Origin of the sequence: Gaetbulibacter sp. PBL-D1 (genome assembly GCF_050509525.1) — a bacterium.
In the GTDB taxonomy this organism is placed as follows: Bacteria; Bacteroidota; Bacteroidia; order Flavobacteriales; family Flavobacteriaceae; genus Gaetbulibacter_B; species Gaetbulibacter_B jejuensis.
This window is the reverse complement of record NZ_JBNWKB010000005.1, coordinates 185,038-202,335: the sequence shown is the minus strand read 5'-3', so window position 1 is coordinate 202,335 and position 17,298 is coordinate 185,038. Positions and strand designations below refer to the sequence as shown.

The following is a 17,298-nucleotide window of genomic DNA, read 5'->3' as shown; positions in this document are numbered from 1 at the left end:
ATTAATTGTTTAAGTAGTCTAATGCTAAGTATGTCATGGCTTTAACACCCAAAATCAATCCATTGTCATCAATTTTGAAATCGGGAGTATGGTGAGGAAACGCTTCAGTGTTTCCTGGTGTCATTCCGCCTAAATAAAAGTAAAGCCCAGGAACAACCTCTTGAAAATAAGAGAAGTCTTCACCTCCTGTAACTGCTTTCATAAGTTTAACATTATCTTTTCCTGCTGCTTTTTCTAGCGAAGGTAACATTTGTGAGGTTAAATCTGGGTCGTTATAGGTAACAAGTGTGTTTTCTTGAAACTCAATAGTTGCTTCACCACCATAAGCTTTGGCGATGGTTTCAGTCATTTCGGTCATTCGTGTAATGATTTTGGTTCGCATATCAGCATCTAGGGTTCTAACAGTCCCAATAAGTTCAGCACTTTCAGGAATAATATTAAAACGTACACCACTTGTAATTTTACCAACAGTAATAACAGCAGGTTCAACCAATAAATTAGATTCTCTACTGATGATACTTTGGTAACCATCAATAATTTTAGCAGAAATGTAAATAGGGTCAACTCCTCCCCAAGGCTGCGAACCGTGAGTTTGCTTGCCTTTTACCTTCACTACAAAACGCTCTACAGCAGCCATCATACCTCCAGGTTTGTATTTTATGGTACCAACAGGAGTAGCAGAGTTAATATGAAGTCCGAAAATAGCATCCACTTTTGGGTTTTCTAAAACGCCTTCTTTAACCATTAAAGATGCTCCGCCTTCTTCTCCAGGAGGAGGACCTTCTTCAGCAGGTTGAAAAATAAATTTAATGGTACCTTTAATCTTGTCTTTATGTTTTGAAAATATTTCAGCAACTCCCATTAAAATTGAAATGTGCGTATCGTGTCCGCAAGCATGCATTACTCCAGTTTCAGTACCTAAAAAGGTATCTCTAACTTCCGATTTAAAGGGTAAATCATTTCTTTCGGTAACAGGTAAGGCATCAATATCAGCTCTAAGCGCCACTACTTTTCCTGGAAGGTCACCTTTTAATATACCTACAACTCCTGTTTTTGCGACTCCTGTTTGTACTTCAAACCCTAAAGATTTTAAGTGTTCAGCAATTTTTTCAGCAGTTTTAAACTCTCGATTTGATAACTCAGGATTTTGATGAAAATGGTGTCTCCATTCAATAACTTTTGGTTCAATATCAATAATATCTTGTTCTAAAGTTGTTTGCGAAAATGTGCTTGAAATGATAAGGCAACATAAAGCTGGTAGAAATTTCATGAAGTATCTATTTACGTTTTGAACTCTAAATATATTTAAAATTTGTCAAAGCCTTTTTACAATACTTTAATTGTTTATAATTATTAATAAAACTGTTTATGTAACTAAGTAACATTGGTTATTTTCACACTTTAAAATGAAATTGAATTGGAGAAGTATTTAAGTCAGTTAAATGATGCACAATTAGCACCTACATTGCAAAAAGATGGACCTATGATTGTAATAGCAGGAGCAGGTTCAGGGAAAACACGTGTGCTTACTTATAGAATAGCGTATTTAATGAGTCAAGGGGTTGATGCGTTTAATATTTTGTCATTAACCTTTACAAATAAAGCTGCTCGCGAAATGAAATCGCGTATTGCAGATATTGTTGGAAATAGCGAAGCTAAAAACCTTTGGATGGGAACATTTCACTCGGTTTTTGCTAAAATTTTAAGGTTTGAAGCCGATCGGTTAGGTTATCCAAGTAACTTTACAATTTACGATACACAGGATTCTGATCGATTGATTTCTTCAATCATTAAGGAAATGAATCTTGATAAAGATGTATATAAGTATAAGCAGGTAAGATCTAGAATTTCTTCGTATAAAAACAGCTTAATTACAGTTAAAGCCTATTTTAATAATCCAGAGCTTATTGAAGCTGATACTGCTGCTCGACGACCACGATTAGGTGATATTTATAAAAACTATGTAGAGAGATGCTTTAAAGCAGGTGCTATGGACTTTGATGATTTATTGTTGAAGACCAATGAACTTTTAACTCGTTTTCCTGATGTGCTTGCCAAATATCAAGATCGTTTTAGATATATTTTGGTTGATGAGTATCAGGATACTAACCATTCGCAGTATTTGATTGTAAGAGCACTTTCTGATCGTTTTCAAAATATATGTGTGGTTGGTGATGATGCGCAAAGTATATATGCGTTTCGTGGTGCAAACATTAATAACATCCTGAATTTTCAACGCGATTATGATGATGTAAAAGTGTTTAGGTTAGAGCAAAATTACCGTTCTACAAAAAACATTGTTAATGCAGCAAACTCTATTATTGATAAAAACCAAACCAAGTTAGATAAAGTAGTTTGGACAGCTAATGATGAAGGTCCTAAAATAAAGGTTAACCGTTTAATGACCGATGGTGACGAAGGTCGTTATGTGGCGAGTTCTATTTTTGAGAATAAGATGAATAATCAGCTTAAAAATAAAGATTTTGCCATACTGTATCGTACTAATGCGCAATCGCGTGCAATGGAAGATGCGCTTCGTAAACGAGGAATTGAATACCGAATTTATGGAGGTTTATCCTTTTACCAACGTAAAGAGATTAAAGATGTGCTTTCGTATTTAAGGTTGATTATTAATCCAGCCGATGAGGAAGCGCTTAAACGTGTGATTAATTTTCCTGCGCGAGGTATTGGGCAAACCACTATTGATAGATTGGTGGTTGCAGCAAATGGTTATAACCGTTCAATATTTCAAGTATTACAAAACCTAGATAAGGTTGATATAAAAATCAACTCTGGTACTAAAGGCAAACTTCAGGATTTTGTAACTATGATTGAGAGTTTTCAGGTCATGAACCAAAATGCTAATGCTTTTGAACTTGCTGAACACGTCACTAAAGCTAGCGGATTGATAAGAGAGTTCAATAAAGATGGTACTCCTGAAGGTATCGCTAGAATGGAGAACATTGAAGAACTTTTAAATGGTATTAAGGATTTTGTTGAAGAACAAAAAGAATTGGCAGACACTACAGGTTCTTTAACCGAGTTTTTAGAAGATGTTGCTCTAGCTACCGATTTAGATAATGACACAGGTGATGACGATAGAGTAGCATTAATGACCATTCACTTGGCTAAAGGTTTGGAGTTCCCTTATGTGTATATTGTAGGTATGGAAGAAGATTTATTTCCAAGTGCCATGAGTATGAATACGCGTAGTGAACTAGAGGAGGAGCGACGCTTATTTTATGTGGCATTAACTAGAGCAGAAAAGCAAGCTTACTTAACCTATACACTTTCGAGGTACCGTTGGGGAAAATTAATTGATGCTGAACCAAGTCGATTTATTGAAGAAATTGATGACCAGTATTTAGAGGTATTAACTCCAGTAAACGACCCAAGGCAAAACCCTATGTTGAATCCTGATATTTTTGGTGATGTTGAACCTGATAAAATTCGTTTTAAGAAACCTATTAAGCGAAAATCAGAAAAAAAGCCTCCTAAGTTTGTAGCTCCACCTAAATTGAAACCTATATCAAAAACCACAAACGATGGAGTGAATCTGTTTGATGGTAAACTTACTGTAGGAAATATTGTGGAGCATATTAGGTTTGGTAAAGGCGAAGTGCTTAAAATTGAAGGTCAAGGCGCTGATACAAAAGCAGAAATCAATTTTGAAAATGGAGGTGTAAAAAAGCTGTTGTTACGATTTGCTAAACTGCAAGTGTTGGGTTAATTATTTAACCATTTTTACAGAATTGATGTGTCCATGACCATCATATTCTTTTATGGAGTTGTTTGGGTCAACAATCCACTCGCCATCAACAATGTATTTGTAGTGATGTTTTCCGCCAGATAGAAGTATGGTAGATGTCCATCCTTTGTCGGTTTTGGTCATTTTTATTTCGTGCTCGTTCCAATCATTAAAAGAACCAGCAAGAATCACAGTGTTAGCGTTTTTAAAACCAAAAAGATTAAATGTAACAGGAACTTGTATATTGATAACAGAGTTGTAACCATCATACTCGTTTCTTTTTTTAGAAGGATTGTCAGGGTCTTCTATCCAGTTACCGTCAACTATAAACTTGTATTGATATTCTCCTGGTTTTAAGTCTAGGGTAAGTTCCCAGCCATTAGTTGTTTTGATCATTTTAAATAAGTGTTCATCCCAACGGTTAAAACTTCCGCTTAAGATTACATTTTTTGCGTTCTCATAACCATTTAATTTAAAACATGCATTTCCGTTTGGATCAGGAACAGCAGTGTAAATCTTAAGATTGTATGTGTGGTAATTGTTTCCGTGGTTATCAACTGCAGGAGCAATATTGGATACCTTGTTGCTTGGTTCTGCCCAATATGAATTGTTTATTACAAACTTAAACTCCCAAGAAAATTCATCAGTAAAGTCAGAAAGCTTTTTTCTTAATTCATAAGTGTATTCACCTACTTTGTTCATTTTCCATTTGTCTCTAGACCAAAGGTTGAATTCTCCAGAAACGACAACATTTTCAATGTTAAAGTCTTTAAAATCCATCTTTCTGCCAGTATGCTCATTGGTGTATTCTTTGTAGTCTCTAACATCAAAAGTAAACACGACCTCTTCACCTTCAATTTTGTAGCCTAAAGTGTTGCCATTTTGTGCTACGAGGTTTAAGCTTAAAAAGCAAAGGCATAAATATGTTATGACTAATTTCAATCCTTTATATTTGGATGCTTTACGAAGTAAAGTTTTTCTTTTTTATAGTTTATAATTGTTCTTTTCTGCTGAAAAAACTCAAAGCCTAAAACACCATCTAACTTGGTTCCGAAGGCTTCGTTCATTTTACTTAAATTGGTCAATATTGTGTTCATTGGTCCAAAGTAAATAGTTTCACTCAGTTTAACACGATGCAATTTCCCTGCCAAAACTTCAATTTTGGAATTACTTGCTCCTGTAAGCATGAGTCTTTCTTTAGGATGGAAATATTTTAAAACCTTTTTGCTAACTGATTTGTTTATTTGATTAAGCTCAGCAGCACTATCCAATCCCATTTTTAAGTTTTGACCATTTACTGTTGCATTGAGTACAATAGTATGGTTTTTTAATTTGAAATCAATGCTATCTGTTATTTTTTCTAGATAAACATATTTATCTAGTTTTTCTCCAAACCTATCTGTTTTAGTAAGTGTAATTTGGTTTAAGTATAAATCTATAAATACTTCGTAGTCTTTCAGTATGTTATAACCAATAACACCTAAAAGGTTCATTTTTTTTGTTCTTTCAATGTGAGAAAGGTCAATAACATCAGAGGTTTTGTTTTCCAAAATCAAATTTTGAATTACAAACTGACTGAGTTGTCTTTCTAAAGGGTCGTCAACAATATTCACAACACCAGATGTTTCGTTTTTCTTTTTATTGTGACTGTATTTTATTGGGAAATGAACTTTATTTAAAATTAAAGTTTCAGAGCCAGTATCTATTATAAAATTACCTTCTTTACCTAACAGTTTAGCTTCAACAACAATTAAATGGTCAATAAGCTTAAAGGGAATTCTAGTAGTATAATCGTTTATAATTTCAGCTTCGGTAAAAGATACATACTCTACTTTAAAATTGGAAAATGCTTTTCCTGTAGTGATAAAAAGTATGACTATGAGTAGTATCTTTTGCATATAGTTAAGACTCTAAAAATTGAATATTGTTACATGTTTTTATAGTAAATGTGCTTTTGTAAGTGTTTTAATTAGTATCAAAATTTGTTTATATGCATCACATCATAAAAATGCTTTACTTTGTAATGTAACTGTAAGATACATATTTATGGCTGAATTTGTGAAAATTTATGCGGAGAATCCTAATCCTAAGCAAATTGCTAAAGTGATTAAGGTGCTTAAAAATGGTGGATTGATTATTTATCCAACAGATACGGTTTATGGTTTAGGTTGCGATATTACCAATACTAAGGCTTTAGAGCGTATTGCTCAAATAAAAAACGTGAAGTTAGATAAAGCTAACTTTTCATTTATTTGTCATGATTTAAGCAATTTAAGTGACTATGTTAAGCAAATAGATACTACAACTTTTAAGATTTTAAAACGAGCATTACCTGGTCCTTATACGTTTATTTTACCTGGAGCGAAGACCCTACCAAATGCTTTTAAAAAGAAAAAGACAGTAGGTATTCGTGTGCCTGATAATACTATTGCTTTAGAAATTGTGAAGCAATTAGGTAACCCTATTATTTCAACATCCATACGTGATGAAGATGAAGTTTTGGAATACACTACTGATCCTGAGCTTATATTGGAGAAATGGAATAACCGAGTTGATTTGGTAATTGATGGAGGTTATGGTGATAATGAAGCGTCCACTGTTATTGACCTTTCAGAAGAAGAACCAATCATTGTTAGGGAAGGTAAAGGGAGTTTGGAGATATTTTAAATAAAAAAGCTCAACCATTGGTTGAGCTTTTCTTTTTCTATAAAGAAGCAATTAGTTAGTACCAGCTTCTAAGTTTTTCATTTCTTTTTCAATCATATCGTAGAACTCATCGATTTTTGGTAAAATCACAATTCTAGTACGACGGTTAGCTGCCTTACCTTCAGCAGTGTCATTAGATGCAACAGGAACAAACTCTGCACGTCCTGCAGCAATAAGTTTAGATGAAGAAACACCTAAATCTTCAAGTACGCGAACTACAGATGTAGCACGTTTAACACTTAAATCCCAGTTGTCAACCAATGGTGGTTTGTTGTAAGGAACAGGGTCAGTGTGTGCTTCTACCATACACTCAAAGTTTGGTTTGCTGTTAACTACTTTAGCAACTTTACCTAAAACTTCTTTAGCGCGTTCGTTTACAACATAGCTTCCGCTTTTAAATAAAAGTTTGTCAGCAATTGAAATAAATACAACTCCTTTTTCTACGTTTACCTCAATGTCAGGATCGTTAATACCAACTTCTTTTTTCAAGCTAGTTACTAAAGCCAACATTACACTATCTTTTTTAGTGATAGCATCTTGTAAACGAGAGATTTTAAGGTCTTTTTCTTTCATGCTTTCTAAAGTTTTTTCAACGTTAGAAGCACCTTTTGAAGTAAGAATAGTTAAATCCTTGTTACTTTGAATTAGGTTGTCGTTAGATTTTTTTAAGTCAGAAATTCTGTCTTCTAAAGCTTCAGCTCTTGCAATTGCAGAAGCCTTATCAGATAAACAGCTGTTTAATTTAACAGTTGCAGTATTTAATAGGTCTTGTGTTTCTTGTTGTTTCGCTTCAAGTGCTGCATATTCTTTTTTAGATACACATGATCCAAAAAGCAACATGGCTGAAACACTTAATAACATTAGTTTTTTCATAATTAGTGTGTGATTAAATAATTTGTAATTTAACATACCAAAATTATATAAAAGATTACTCCGTTTGGTATATGTTAACAAAAACTTTAACAATTTTATAAACAATTAAAATCTTTTATCCTTATTTACGTAATAAGACCACACTATAGATTTTTTATGGTAGTAATTTTCTTTCTTTTTTTGTGAATTTCGAAATTTTAAAAGCTTAGGAAGTTTTGCGTAAAATGCAAAATGTGCTTTAATGATTGCTAAAAAATGCTGAGGCTTAAATTCTAGTAAAAACTTGATGCCAGCTATACCATCTAAAAGTAACCTAGTAAACACTTTTGGTATTATTGAGCCATGAGCATTTTTAACTAAGGTATAAAGACTATTTCTAAAGTTTAAATATGTTTTTTTAGCATTAGAGTTTTTAAGTGTTGCACCACCAACATGGTATATGCTTGATGTGCCAATATATTTTGTTGTATACCCTTTGTTGTAGGCTCGCCAGCACAAATCAATTTCTTCCATGTGGGCAAAAAAGTCTTCATCAAATCCATTGAGTTCGCCAAAAACAGATCGCTTAATAAATAAACAAGCACCTGTTGCCCAAAAAATAGTAGCTATATCATTGTATTGACCATTATCTTTTTCAAGAGTGTTAAAGATACGACCTCTACAAAAAGGGTAACCATATTTATCTAGATAGCCTCCTGCAGCTCCAGCATATTCAAAATGGTCTTTTTGTTTGTAATCTAAAATTTTTGGCTGCGCAATAGCAATGTTTTTATCGTTGCTAAAAGCCTCTTGAATAGGTGTAAGCCAATTAGGAGTTACTTCTACATCGCTATTGAGTAAACAAAATACATCAGCATCAATAGTATTAAGAGCATCGTTATAGCCTTTGGCATAACCACCATTTGTAGAATTGACAATAACTTTAATGTTAGGATATTCTGTTTTTAAAAACTCAACGGAGTTATCAGTTGAAGCATTATCAGCTACGTAAATATCAGCATTTTGAGAATAAGCAACAACCGATGGTAAGAACTGTTCTAAAAGTTCTTTTCCGTTCCAATTAAGTATGACGACAGCTATTTTCATTTTTGATATTCAGGAATGTCTCTTAAAAACACATAGCGTTCATTTTCAAAATCCATTTGGCAATAATAATGATTAATTCCGTTGGTAACCATTAAATAGGTTGCGTTTAACTCTAAATTGTAACGTGCAATTTGATCAAAGACGGTTTGGTTAATATTAATTTTTGGAGCTTTACATTCTACAACCAAATGTATTTGTCCGTTTGGGTTATAAACGACTATATCGTAGCGTTTACGTAAATCGTTGACCGTTAATTCTTTTTCAACATTAATTAAAGATTTTGGATATTTTTTCTCTTCAATTAAAAACTGTAAACAATGTTGTCTTACCCATTCTTCAGGTTGTAAAACCACAAATTTTTTGCGAATAGCATCAAAAATAGAAACTTTATTTTCGTTATTTTTGAATCGAAACGAGTATGTAGGAAAATTTAGTTTTTGCACACTACAAATTTGGTGAAAATTTTTCAATGGACGAAGTCAAAGAATTAGTAAGCGATATACGAAAAGGACACATTAAACCTGTTTATTTTTTAATGGGTGAAGAACCTTATTATATAGATAAGTTGTCAGAATTTATTGAAGACAATATTTTAAGTGAGGAGGAAAAAGGGTTTAACCAAATGGTACTTTACGGAAGAGATGTGAGTGTTGAGGATATTATAGCTAATGCTAAGCGTTTTCCTATGATGGCCGAACACCAAGTGGTTATAGTAAAAGAAGCTCAAGACCTCTCTAGAACTATTGATAAGTTGGAAGCCTACGTTGCAAATCCGCAACCAACAACTATTTTGGTTGTAAATTATAAGTACAAGAAAATTGATAAACGAAAGTCGCTTTACAAGGCCATAAAGAAAAATGGTGTTGTCTTTGAAAGCAAAAAACTATACGACAATCAGGTACCAGATTGGATTAGGAGAGTGTTGTCTGGTCAAAGCTATTCAATAACTCCAAAAGCAGCATTGATGCTTGCTGAATTTTTAGGAACCGATTTAAGCAAAATAAATAATGAGCTTGAAAAACTAAAGATTGTACTTCCTGAAGGCACTGAGATTACTCCTGAGCACATTGAGCAAAATATTGGGATTAGCAAAGATTATAATAATTTTGAATTGCATAAGGCTATTGGAGATAGAGATACTAAAAAAGCCTTTAAGATTATTAAGTATTTTGGTGAAAACCCAAAAGATAATCCAATGGTAGTTACAGTTTCATTACTTCATAGTTATTTCTCTAAACTATTGCAGTTACATGGATTAAATGATAAGTCGTCCAGAAACGTTGCGTCTGCCTTAAAAATAAACCCTTATTTTGCTAATGAATATATTGTAGCAGCACGTAACTATCCAATGAAAAAAGTAAGTGCTGTTATTGCCTCACTAAGAGAGTTTGATGTAAAGAGCAAAGGTGTTGGTGCTAACTCAATACCGCAAAGCGATTTACTTAAAGAATTAATGGTTAGAATTATGAATTAAGCTTCTAATTGCTCTAATTCTATAGTGTAATCGTATTGTAAATCTTCATGTAGTGTTGCAATTATTTTTTGAATGGCAACAAGTTGTCTTTGATATATGTTAGTTAGCGTTACATTGTGCTTTATTGAAGGTTTAAACGCTTTTAGTTGCTTGCAAAAGTAGAGTAGAAGCTCAACTTCGGTTTCTTTTTTAAGTGAGTATCGTGCGTATTTTTTTATGAGTCTCAATATTTTTCTGACACTTTTTTTAATGTAGAAATAGCTGTTGGTGTTAATTTGTTCAAACAAGTCATCAATTTCAGATTTTACAGCTTCAATGTATCCTATTTCATCATGAGATTCAAATAGTAAATAGGTGAGTAGCTCTTTGTTTTCTTTTTTGAATTTTGATAACCGTAAGCAGAGTTCTATTAATTCTTCAGAAGAACGATGCTGTAATTCTTTTTTAATACTAACTACAGTTGCTGCTTTCATAGGTTTCCTTTTAGTAGGTTAACACTAACTGTGGCGAGTTCACTATCAGGAAATTTTGAAAAATAATGCTCACTTGGAACTAAACCAGCTTCTTTAGCAATACTATTAAAAACATCAACTTCAATAATGTATTGGTCGCTATAACCATGAGTAGCGTCGTAAGCGGTAGCTGCAGTTTTTCCTAGGTTAACAGCAGTGAGTTTAGGGTTTATGGTATGTAATTCGATAATGAGTAAACCAAAACGTTCTACATAAGGTTTCCATTTTTGTAAATGTTCTAGCAGAGAATCTTCTACTAAATTATTACTAATGCGTTTTCCTTGATAAGCATAAGCACCAGATGATTGACTAACTCTGTTAGTAATTGTTTTTGGAGCTTCCCAAATGCGGTTGTGATCTAAAAATGTGCGTACATTAAGTAAATCTTTTAAATCGATGTTATAGTCTTCTTTTAAATCTTTTGCTAATAAATCTGGACGTCCTATGTCTCCCCAAATTACTTTAGCCCAAATATCAGCTTTAATTAAGTTGGCTCTGGTAACTTTTAAAGCAGCTTGGTTAAAATCGGCTCCAACCAATAATAAAGGATGTTCTTCTAATACTTTTCCTCTTGAAGTTTGGTGCTCGATAACGTCAAATATATGCTGAATAAACGCACCATTTCCACAACCCATATCAAGTATGCCTTTTGGTTGTTCGTCTATGGGTTTGTTAAAGAGTTCAATAATAACTTCGTCTATAACCTTGAAATACGTTGAATGCGCACCACCACTTCCCCAAACATTCATTTCTCTGTCAACATGTTTTTCCTTTTCATCGGGAGAATCGGTTTTTAAAATCATAGGATTTCCAAAAATCAACTCATCTAGTTTTACAAAGGTTGGAAGGTAAGATACGGTAACGCCATAAGCACTTGCTCTTTTAGCAAAAAACAACCCTTTGTCGGTAAATTGATAAGTGTTCTTTTTCTTAGTAAACCAATCTAAATGTGTGAAAAAGTCTAATATTTTCTTAAAACTTTCTGGGTCTTTATGGTATTCTTCAGCAGTAAAAGAGGCTTCCATAAAATATTTATGAAATAAACCATTAACTCCCAATAACACAATTATTGGAGCAACAATAACACCTTCAATGTGTTTTAAAATTTGTTGTTCAATACTGTTTTCTTCTACTTTGCCTAATCCAAAGTTTTGCTCAAATTTTTTGAATATGCGTTCAAGAGCAATAAATGCATCAGCACCAATTCGGTCTTCAGGAAATTTAACCGAGTAATCCAAAAGCTTTACAGCATCTTCGTATAAATGAACAAGTTCAAAGGCCTTTTTGCTATTAGTATTAATTTCGTACTCTACTTTGTCATTGGCATTGTCTAGGTGCTGAGTAAGCCAACCTTGAGCAGACAAAATTCTTAGCGCAATATTGAGATAGCCATCGTTAGCATTGAACTTTTCGGTTAATTCTGTTAGGCTACATGTTTTATTTTCTAAAAGGTACTGTAATACTCCTTTTGAATTCAAAGTATGAGCAGTAGTAGCAGTAGCAATACCATCAAGGTGTTTAAAAATATTACTTCTTAATTGCTGTTTGTCTTGCTTTGTGAGCATAGTTTTGGTGTAATCGAAATTATTATTGATTATATTTTTAAAGAAAAATGACCTCTATATTCTTTTCCTTCAGGAAGTTTTAAGTAATACCAATAATCGTCAGGTGTTAATAGTTTACCATGAAATAAACCATCCCAACCATTTGATGTATTTGGGTTGAAAGCTTTTAGAAGTTTGCCATACCTGTTAAAAATATAAATTGTAATATCAGGATAATCGTTTGGGTCTAATCCTTTTATATTCCACGTGTCGTGTCTTCCGTCATTATTTGGTGTGAAGTATTTAGGAAACCCAATAATATTAAATGTTTCAGAACTAATATTGCAGTTAAAAAGGTCTTTAATATATACTGTATGAGAACCTGCTTCTACATTAGTAAATACATTGCTAGGTTGGTAGATTCCGTTAGGGTCATCTAGTGAAAATACAAAATCTCCAATTGTGGCGATGAGGTTTATAGTTACATCATAATCGTTAATAACTATACTTTCTACTTGAGCAGTTTCAATTTGATTAACAGTAACAGTTATATGTTTTTCACAGTTTAAAGCAGGGTCAATTATTGTTAAATTGTAAATACCAGGTTCGTTTATGTAAATCTGATTGGTGGTATCATTAGTATTCCATAAATAATTAAAGTTAGAAACATCACTATTACTTAAACCAGAATCAATTATTATTGGAAATTCAGAAGGACAAACATTAATAGTTTGGTCGTCTATTAAAGGAAAGTCTTTTACAATTAATTCTAAAACGCCACCACCATAACATACGTTATCGCTTTCAGCTCTAATATAAAGGCTAGTAGAAGATGAAGTATAGTTTAATGGTACTGCATTTATGCCAATAGCAGCATCTTGTTGTGTTTCATGAAAGGTAACATTAATGTTTGTAGGTAAGTTGAGTGTGTTTACGATATTCTCAACTGCATTATTTAAATCAAATTCAGCAATACCAGAATTATCTAAATCACAAGTTTCAAGCTCAAAACTATTTAAATCAACTGACTGTGTGGTTTCGAGTCTTATTGATGCGATATTAAAACATTGTGTATTGGCTTTGTATACTTTGGCATATAATATTTCGCCTTGGTATTGATTCTCATAAACATTGTTTAAGGCATTTGAGTTGTGTTCATCAGCTAGAGCTTCTGCTTCAGAATGGTAATAGTAAACCTGAATAGCTTCAGAAGTGTTGAAGGTTAAAGGTCCATTGGCTAAAGCTAAATTAAAGGTTGCAATACCATCATTTGGGTCGTTGTCATACGAGTCGCATTGTACCAAATCGTAAGTGTTTTGCATTACATTAGGAGCTTCTGAAATATTTATTTGTTTAACCATTGGGTCATATTCAACACCATTAATTGATAGGGTTAATGTAGCTGTATAAGTTCCTGGTTGGTCATAAAAATGATAAGCTTCTTCGTTAGTTGAGGTTTGACCGTCACCAAAATTCCATTCTACAGTATCATAAGGCTCTTCAGAAGTTATAAAAAAATGAGTGGTATCACCAAGACAGGTAAACTCGTAATCAAACGTGTAAAGAAATATAGATTGTATAAAAGGCGGAAGTCCTAGTTGAGCAGTTTTTCCTTCTAAAAAAAGAGAATTATGAGAATAGTTACATGCAGAGCCAATACCATTTGGGTTATTTATAACAGATAGATATTCTCCTTCTCCAAAAACAGGATATCCTGCTCTGTAAATTTTACCGTTAATAGCTAATTGCAAAGCGCCAGCAACATTTGAAGAGCTGTTAACGGTTTGCTGTGTAGTCTCAACATTAGCAGCCTCGGTTTGGTATTGATACAAATAACTTGTAACAAATAAATCGTCCTCATCAAAAACGCTAGTAGTAACATATAGTAGCTCTGAATTAGGCGAAAATTCAACTCCGTAAGGATAGGTATTTGAAATTACGTTTTTTTGATTGCTTACAACACCTGTAGCGTTATTAAAATCGTACAATAATACCTTTCCTGATTTTTTTGTTCCGTTTCTCGGGCTACCTAGATTTGTTGAGCTATGTGCTATTGCAATTTTTTCTCCATCAGGTGATACTTTTAAGTACCCAATAGCAGTAACATTTGCACCTTCTTCATTAATCCTAGGCTCTACCATTTGTTGAACCGAAGAAACAACAGGAGTATCAACAACACCAGTATAGTCAACTAAAAACGCATAAAATTTATTTCTAAAATGTGTAATAACCCAAACAGCGCTTCCGTCACTATGTGTTACAGCTGTGATTTTTTCGGAAGATTTATACTCGCTTTGAGTAGCATTGTTAACGTCATAAGTGATTAAATGTATGTTTTTTTGAGTATCAACAACATCACCTAAGCCATTGTTAAGTGTCATGTCAACTTCAGAATAATTAACACCATCAATAGGTTCGTCTTCTGTTAAAAAATAACTTGGTTTGTCAATAGTAAAAATGTAGTAGGAGTTTGAATTACCGGGTTTAGGGATAATAAGTGCAGATTCTGTACTAGAAGAATGTCCTAAAAGTCCTTCGCCATTAGGCATAACTTGATGTTGTCTATCCCAAACAGTTCTACCATCAGTATAGAATAATAAGCTACCATTAGCATCAGAAATTGTAGCGCATCCTTCTTTGGTAATGAGTTGTCCATTTAATAAAACTGAAGGATCATCTCCAGTGTTAAAATCAAGACCAGCATTGTAGCCAAAATACCAAATAGCAGATTCGTTTTGCGAAAACAAGCTAATAGTAATTAAACAAAAAATAATCAACAAAAAGTGTCTTATCATGAATAACCTATTTATTCACCTTGAAAAAGGAGAACTTATAATAAGTAAATATAACTATTTGATTTTTAAGTTGAATACATCAAACAGTAAATGAAGTCAAATTACCTAATTTTTGGATAACTTGAAGGGTTTACTTCATGCATAACATTATAAACAGCCTCAAATATATCTTCGGAAGAAGGTTTTGAGAAATAATCACCATCAGTACCATAAGCAGGTCTGTGTGCTTTAGCTGTTAATGTTTTAGGTTGACTGTCTAAATATTGATAAGCGCCTTGAGTATTTAATATTTCGTTTAAAATATATGCCGAAGCTCCTCCTGGAACGTCTTCATCAATAACCATTAATCGGTTTGTCTTTTTAACACTCTTCACTATATCATGGTTAATGTCTAGTGGAAGCAGTGACTGTAAGTCAATAACTTCTGCATCAACACCAACTTCTAGAAGCTCTTTAGCAACATCTTCAACAATACGAAGTGTTGATCCATAGGATACCAAAGTAATGTCTGTTCCTTCTTTAACAGTTTCAACAACACCAACAGGTGTTTTAAGTTGTCCTAAGTTATTAGGCATTTTTTCTTTTAAACGGTAACCATTTAAACATTCTACAATAAGTGCAGGTTCATCACTTTCTAAAAGTGTATTATAAAATCCTGCAGCCTTAACCATATTTCTAGGAACAAGAATATTAACACCTCGCATTAAATGTAAAATTCCACCCATTTGAGAACCAGAATGCCAAATACCTTCTAGTCTGTGTCCACGAGTACGAATAATTAATGGTGCCTTTTGCTTGCCTAAAGTTCTGTAATACAATGTAGCAAGGTCGTCACTAATGATTTGAAGTGCGTACATTAGGTAGTCTAAATACTGAATTTCAGCAATTGGACGCAATCCTCTCATTGCCATTCCAATACCTTGACCTATAATTGTAGCTTCTCTAATACCAGCATCAGCTACTCTAAGTTCACCATATTTTTTCTGTAATCCTTCTAAGCCTTGGTTAACATCACCAATATTTCCTGAGTCTTCACCAAAAACTAAGGTTTCAGGATAGTTGCCAAAAATGGCATCAAAGTTATCTCTTAAAATTAAACGTCCATCAACTTCTTCTGCATTGTCATCATAAGTTGGTTCAACCTCTTTAATATTTAGTACAGAATGCTTGGTTTCGCTATATAAATGCGAACTGTATTTTGGTTGAACTCTGTCTAAGTTAGTGTTAATCCAGTTTTGTAATGTTGCTTTTTCTGCTGATTCTTCAGAAATCACATAACGAAGTGCTTTTCTTGCAGAAGAAAATACATCTTTTCTGATAGGTTCTTTTATGGCAGATAAATCATTGACAAGTTTTGTTAAAAACACCTTGTTTGGACTAGAAGATGCAAGCTTAGTTAAAATATCAATAACTTCGTTTTGCTCTTGCTTGATTGGTTTTAAGTAAGCATCCCAAGCTCTTTTTTTACCTTCTCTTACTTGTTTTTTTATGTTTTTATCAATGCTGTCTAATGTTTCTTCATCAGCAATATTATTGCTAACCATCCATTGGCGCATTTTTAAAATACAATCGTGCTCAGCTTCCCAAGTTAAACGCTCAGGAGATTTGTAACGTTCGTGAGATCCAGAAGTAGAGTGACCTTGAGGTTGTGTAAGTTCAACCACATGAATCATTACAGGAACGTGCTCTTCTCTTGCAATTTTAGAAGCCTGTTGGTAGGTTTCCATTAATGCTACATAATCCCAACCATTAACTTTAAGTATTTCGTAGCCTTTATGTTTATCGTCTCTTTGAAATCCTTTTAAGATTTCTGATATGTTTTCTTTAGTAGTTTGGTGTTTAGCATGTACAGAAATTCCATACTCATCATCCCAAATACTTATTACCATTGGTACTTGTAATACACCAGCAGCGTTTATGGTTTCAAAAAATAAACCTTCACTAGTACTAGCGTTACCAATTGTTCCCCAAGCAACTTCGTCACCATTTACCGAAAACTTAGTAGCGTCTATACCTTTAACATTTCGGTATATTTTAGAAGCTTGTGCCAATCCTAATAAACGAGGCATTTGACCAGCAGTAGGAGAGATGTCAGCGCTTGAGTTTTTTTGTTGTGTTAAGTTTTTCCAGTTACCATCCTTGTCTAAACTGTGAGTACCAAAATGACCTCCCATTTGTCTTCCTGCTGACATAGGGTCAGCTTCAATAGAAGGGTGTGCATATAAACCAGCAAAAAACTGGTCAATGGTTAGCTCACCAATAGCCATCATAAAGGTTTGGTCTCTGTAATAACCAGATCTAAAATCTCCATTTTTAAATGCTTTTGCCCATGCAAGTTGCGGGACTTCTTTACCGTCACCAAAAATTCCAAATTTTGCTTTACCAGTCAAAACTTCACGTCTACCTAACAAACTACATTCTCTGCTTGTAACAGCAATTGTGTAATCGTTTATGACTTCGGCTTTGAAATCATCAAAAGTGATGTTGTTTATAGTGTTTGGTTCAGTATGCATTTATAGAGGTATTTTTAAGTTGCAAATTTAGGGAAACTTTCTGTTCT

13 protein-coding genes are annotated in these 17,298 nt (G+C 33.4%); 3 read left to right on the top strand and 10 right to left on the bottom strand.

What is annotated here, in order from left to right; all coding sequences use genetic code 11:
• Nucleotide 1: 1 nt before the first annotated feature.
• Nucleotides 2-1,270, bottom strand: a complete 1,269-nt coding sequence (locus tag ACQ0RB_RS06090) for an amidohydrolase (RefSeq protein WP_430497238.1) — start codon at nucleotides 1,268-1,270, stop codon at nucleotides 2-4.
• A gap of 147 nt (nucleotides 1,271-1,417) precedes the next feature.
• On the opposite strand from ACQ0RB_RS06090, the gene ACQ0RB_RS06085 reads away from it, so the two are divergent.
• Complete coding sequence (locus tag ACQ0RB_RS06085; RefSeq protein ID WP_430497237.1) at nucleotides 1,418-3,730, top strand: ATP-dependent helicase; 2,313 nt, start codon at nucleotides 1,418-1,420, stop codon at nucleotides 3,728-3,730.
• On the opposite strand, the gene ACQ0RB_RS06080 is transcribed toward ACQ0RB_RS06085, so the two are convergent.
• Together ACQ0RB_RS06080 and ACQ0RB_RS06075 are read right to left on the bottom strand one after the other, a co-directional pair.
• A complete protein-coding gene (locus ACQ0RB_RS06080) occupies nucleotides 3,731-4,690 on the bottom strand; it encodes a hypothetical protein (protein WP_430497235.1) in 960 nt (319 codons plus the stop codon).
• Nucleotides 4,687-5,646, bottom strand: coding sequence for a hypothetical protein (locus ACQ0RB_RS06075; protein ID WP_430497233.1), 960 nt, complete (start codon nucleotides 5,644-5,646; stop codon nucleotides 4,687-4,689). The genes ACQ0RB_RS06080 and ACQ0RB_RS06075 overlap by 4 nt, the downstream gene beginning before the upstream one ends.
• Before the next feature lie 148 nt (nucleotides 5,647-5,794).
• On the opposite strand from ACQ0RB_RS06075, the gene ACQ0RB_RS06070 reads away from it, so the two are divergent.
• Nucleotides 5,795-6,415 (top strand): L-threonylcarbamoyladenylate synthase, encoded by a 621-nt coding sequence (locus ACQ0RB_RS06070; protein ID WP_129760575.1) that lies wholly within the window; start codon nucleotides 5,795-5,797, stop codon nucleotides 6,413-6,415.
• Between the two features lie 51 nt (nucleotides 6,416-6,466).
• On the opposite strand, the gene ACQ0RB_RS06065 is transcribed toward ACQ0RB_RS06070, so the two are convergent.
• The 3 genes from ACQ0RB_RS06065 to ACQ0RB_RS06055 all read right to left on the bottom strand — a co-directional run bounded on the left by ACQ0RB_RS06065 (nucleotide 6,467) and on the right by ACQ0RB_RS06055 (nucleotide 8,856).
• Nucleotides 6,467-7,327, bottom strand: a complete 861-nt coding sequence (locus ACQ0RB_RS06065) for an OmpA family protein (protein ID WP_131507574.1) — start codon at nucleotides 7,325-7,327, stop codon at nucleotides 6,467-6,469.
• A gap of 105 nt (nucleotides 7,328-7,432) precedes the next feature.
• Nucleotides 7,433-8,413 (bottom strand): glycosyltransferase family 2 protein, encoded by a 981-nt coding sequence (locus tag ACQ0RB_RS06060; RefSeq protein ID WP_430497230.1) that lies wholly within the window; start codon nucleotides 8,411-8,413, stop codon nucleotides 7,433-7,435.
• Entirely contained in the window at nucleotides 8,410-8,856 is a 447-nt protein-coding gene (locus tag ACQ0RB_RS06055) for a type I restriction enzyme HsdR N-terminal domain-containing protein (protein WP_430497229.1), read from the bottom strand. Before ACQ0RB_RS06055 ends, ACQ0RB_RS06060 begins: the two co-directional genes overlap by 4 nt.
• Before the next feature lie 26 nt (nucleotides 8,857-8,882).
• On the opposite strand from ACQ0RB_RS06055, the gene holA reads away from it, so the two are divergent.
• Nucleotides 8,883-9,887 carry a DNA polymerase III subunit delta gene (gene holA, locus ACQ0RB_RS06050; protein ID WP_430497227.1) on the top strand — a complete coding sequence of 335 codons (1,005 nt, stop codon included), beginning with the start codon at nucleotides 8,883-8,885 and terminating at the stop codon, nucleotides 9,885-9,887.
• Here holA and ACQ0RB_RS06045 read toward each other — a convergent pair.
• The 4 genes from ACQ0RB_RS06045 to ACQ0RB_RS06030 all read right to left on the bottom strand — a co-directional run bounded on the left by ACQ0RB_RS06045 (nucleotide 9,884) and on the right by ACQ0RB_RS06030 (nucleotide 17,251).
• A complete protein-coding gene (locus tag ACQ0RB_RS06045) occupies nucleotides 9,884-10,360 on the bottom strand; it encodes a hypothetical protein (protein ID WP_430497225.1) in 477 nt (158 codons plus the stop codon). The genes holA and ACQ0RB_RS06045 overlap by 4 nt on opposite strands.
• Nucleotides 10,357-11,964, bottom strand: coding sequence for a class I SAM-dependent methyltransferase (locus ACQ0RB_RS06040; protein ID WP_430497223.1), 1,608 nt, complete (start codon nucleotides 11,962-11,964; stop codon nucleotides 10,357-10,359). Before ACQ0RB_RS06040 ends, ACQ0RB_RS06045 begins: the two co-directional genes overlap by 4 nt.
• Nucleotides 11,965-11,993: 29 nt before the next feature.
• Entirely contained in the window at nucleotides 11,994-14,738 is a 2,745-nt protein-coding gene (locus ACQ0RB_RS06035; protein WP_430497221.1) for a T9SS type B sorting domain-containing protein, read from the bottom strand.
• Between the two features lie 101 nt (nucleotides 14,739-14,839).
• Entirely contained in the window at nucleotides 14,840-17,251 is a 2,412-nt protein-coding gene (locus tag ACQ0RB_RS06030) for an alpha-ketoacid dehydrogenase subunit alpha/beta (RefSeq protein WP_430497219.1), read from the bottom strand.
• Between the last annotated feature and the right edge of the window lie 47 nt (nucleotides 17,252-17,298).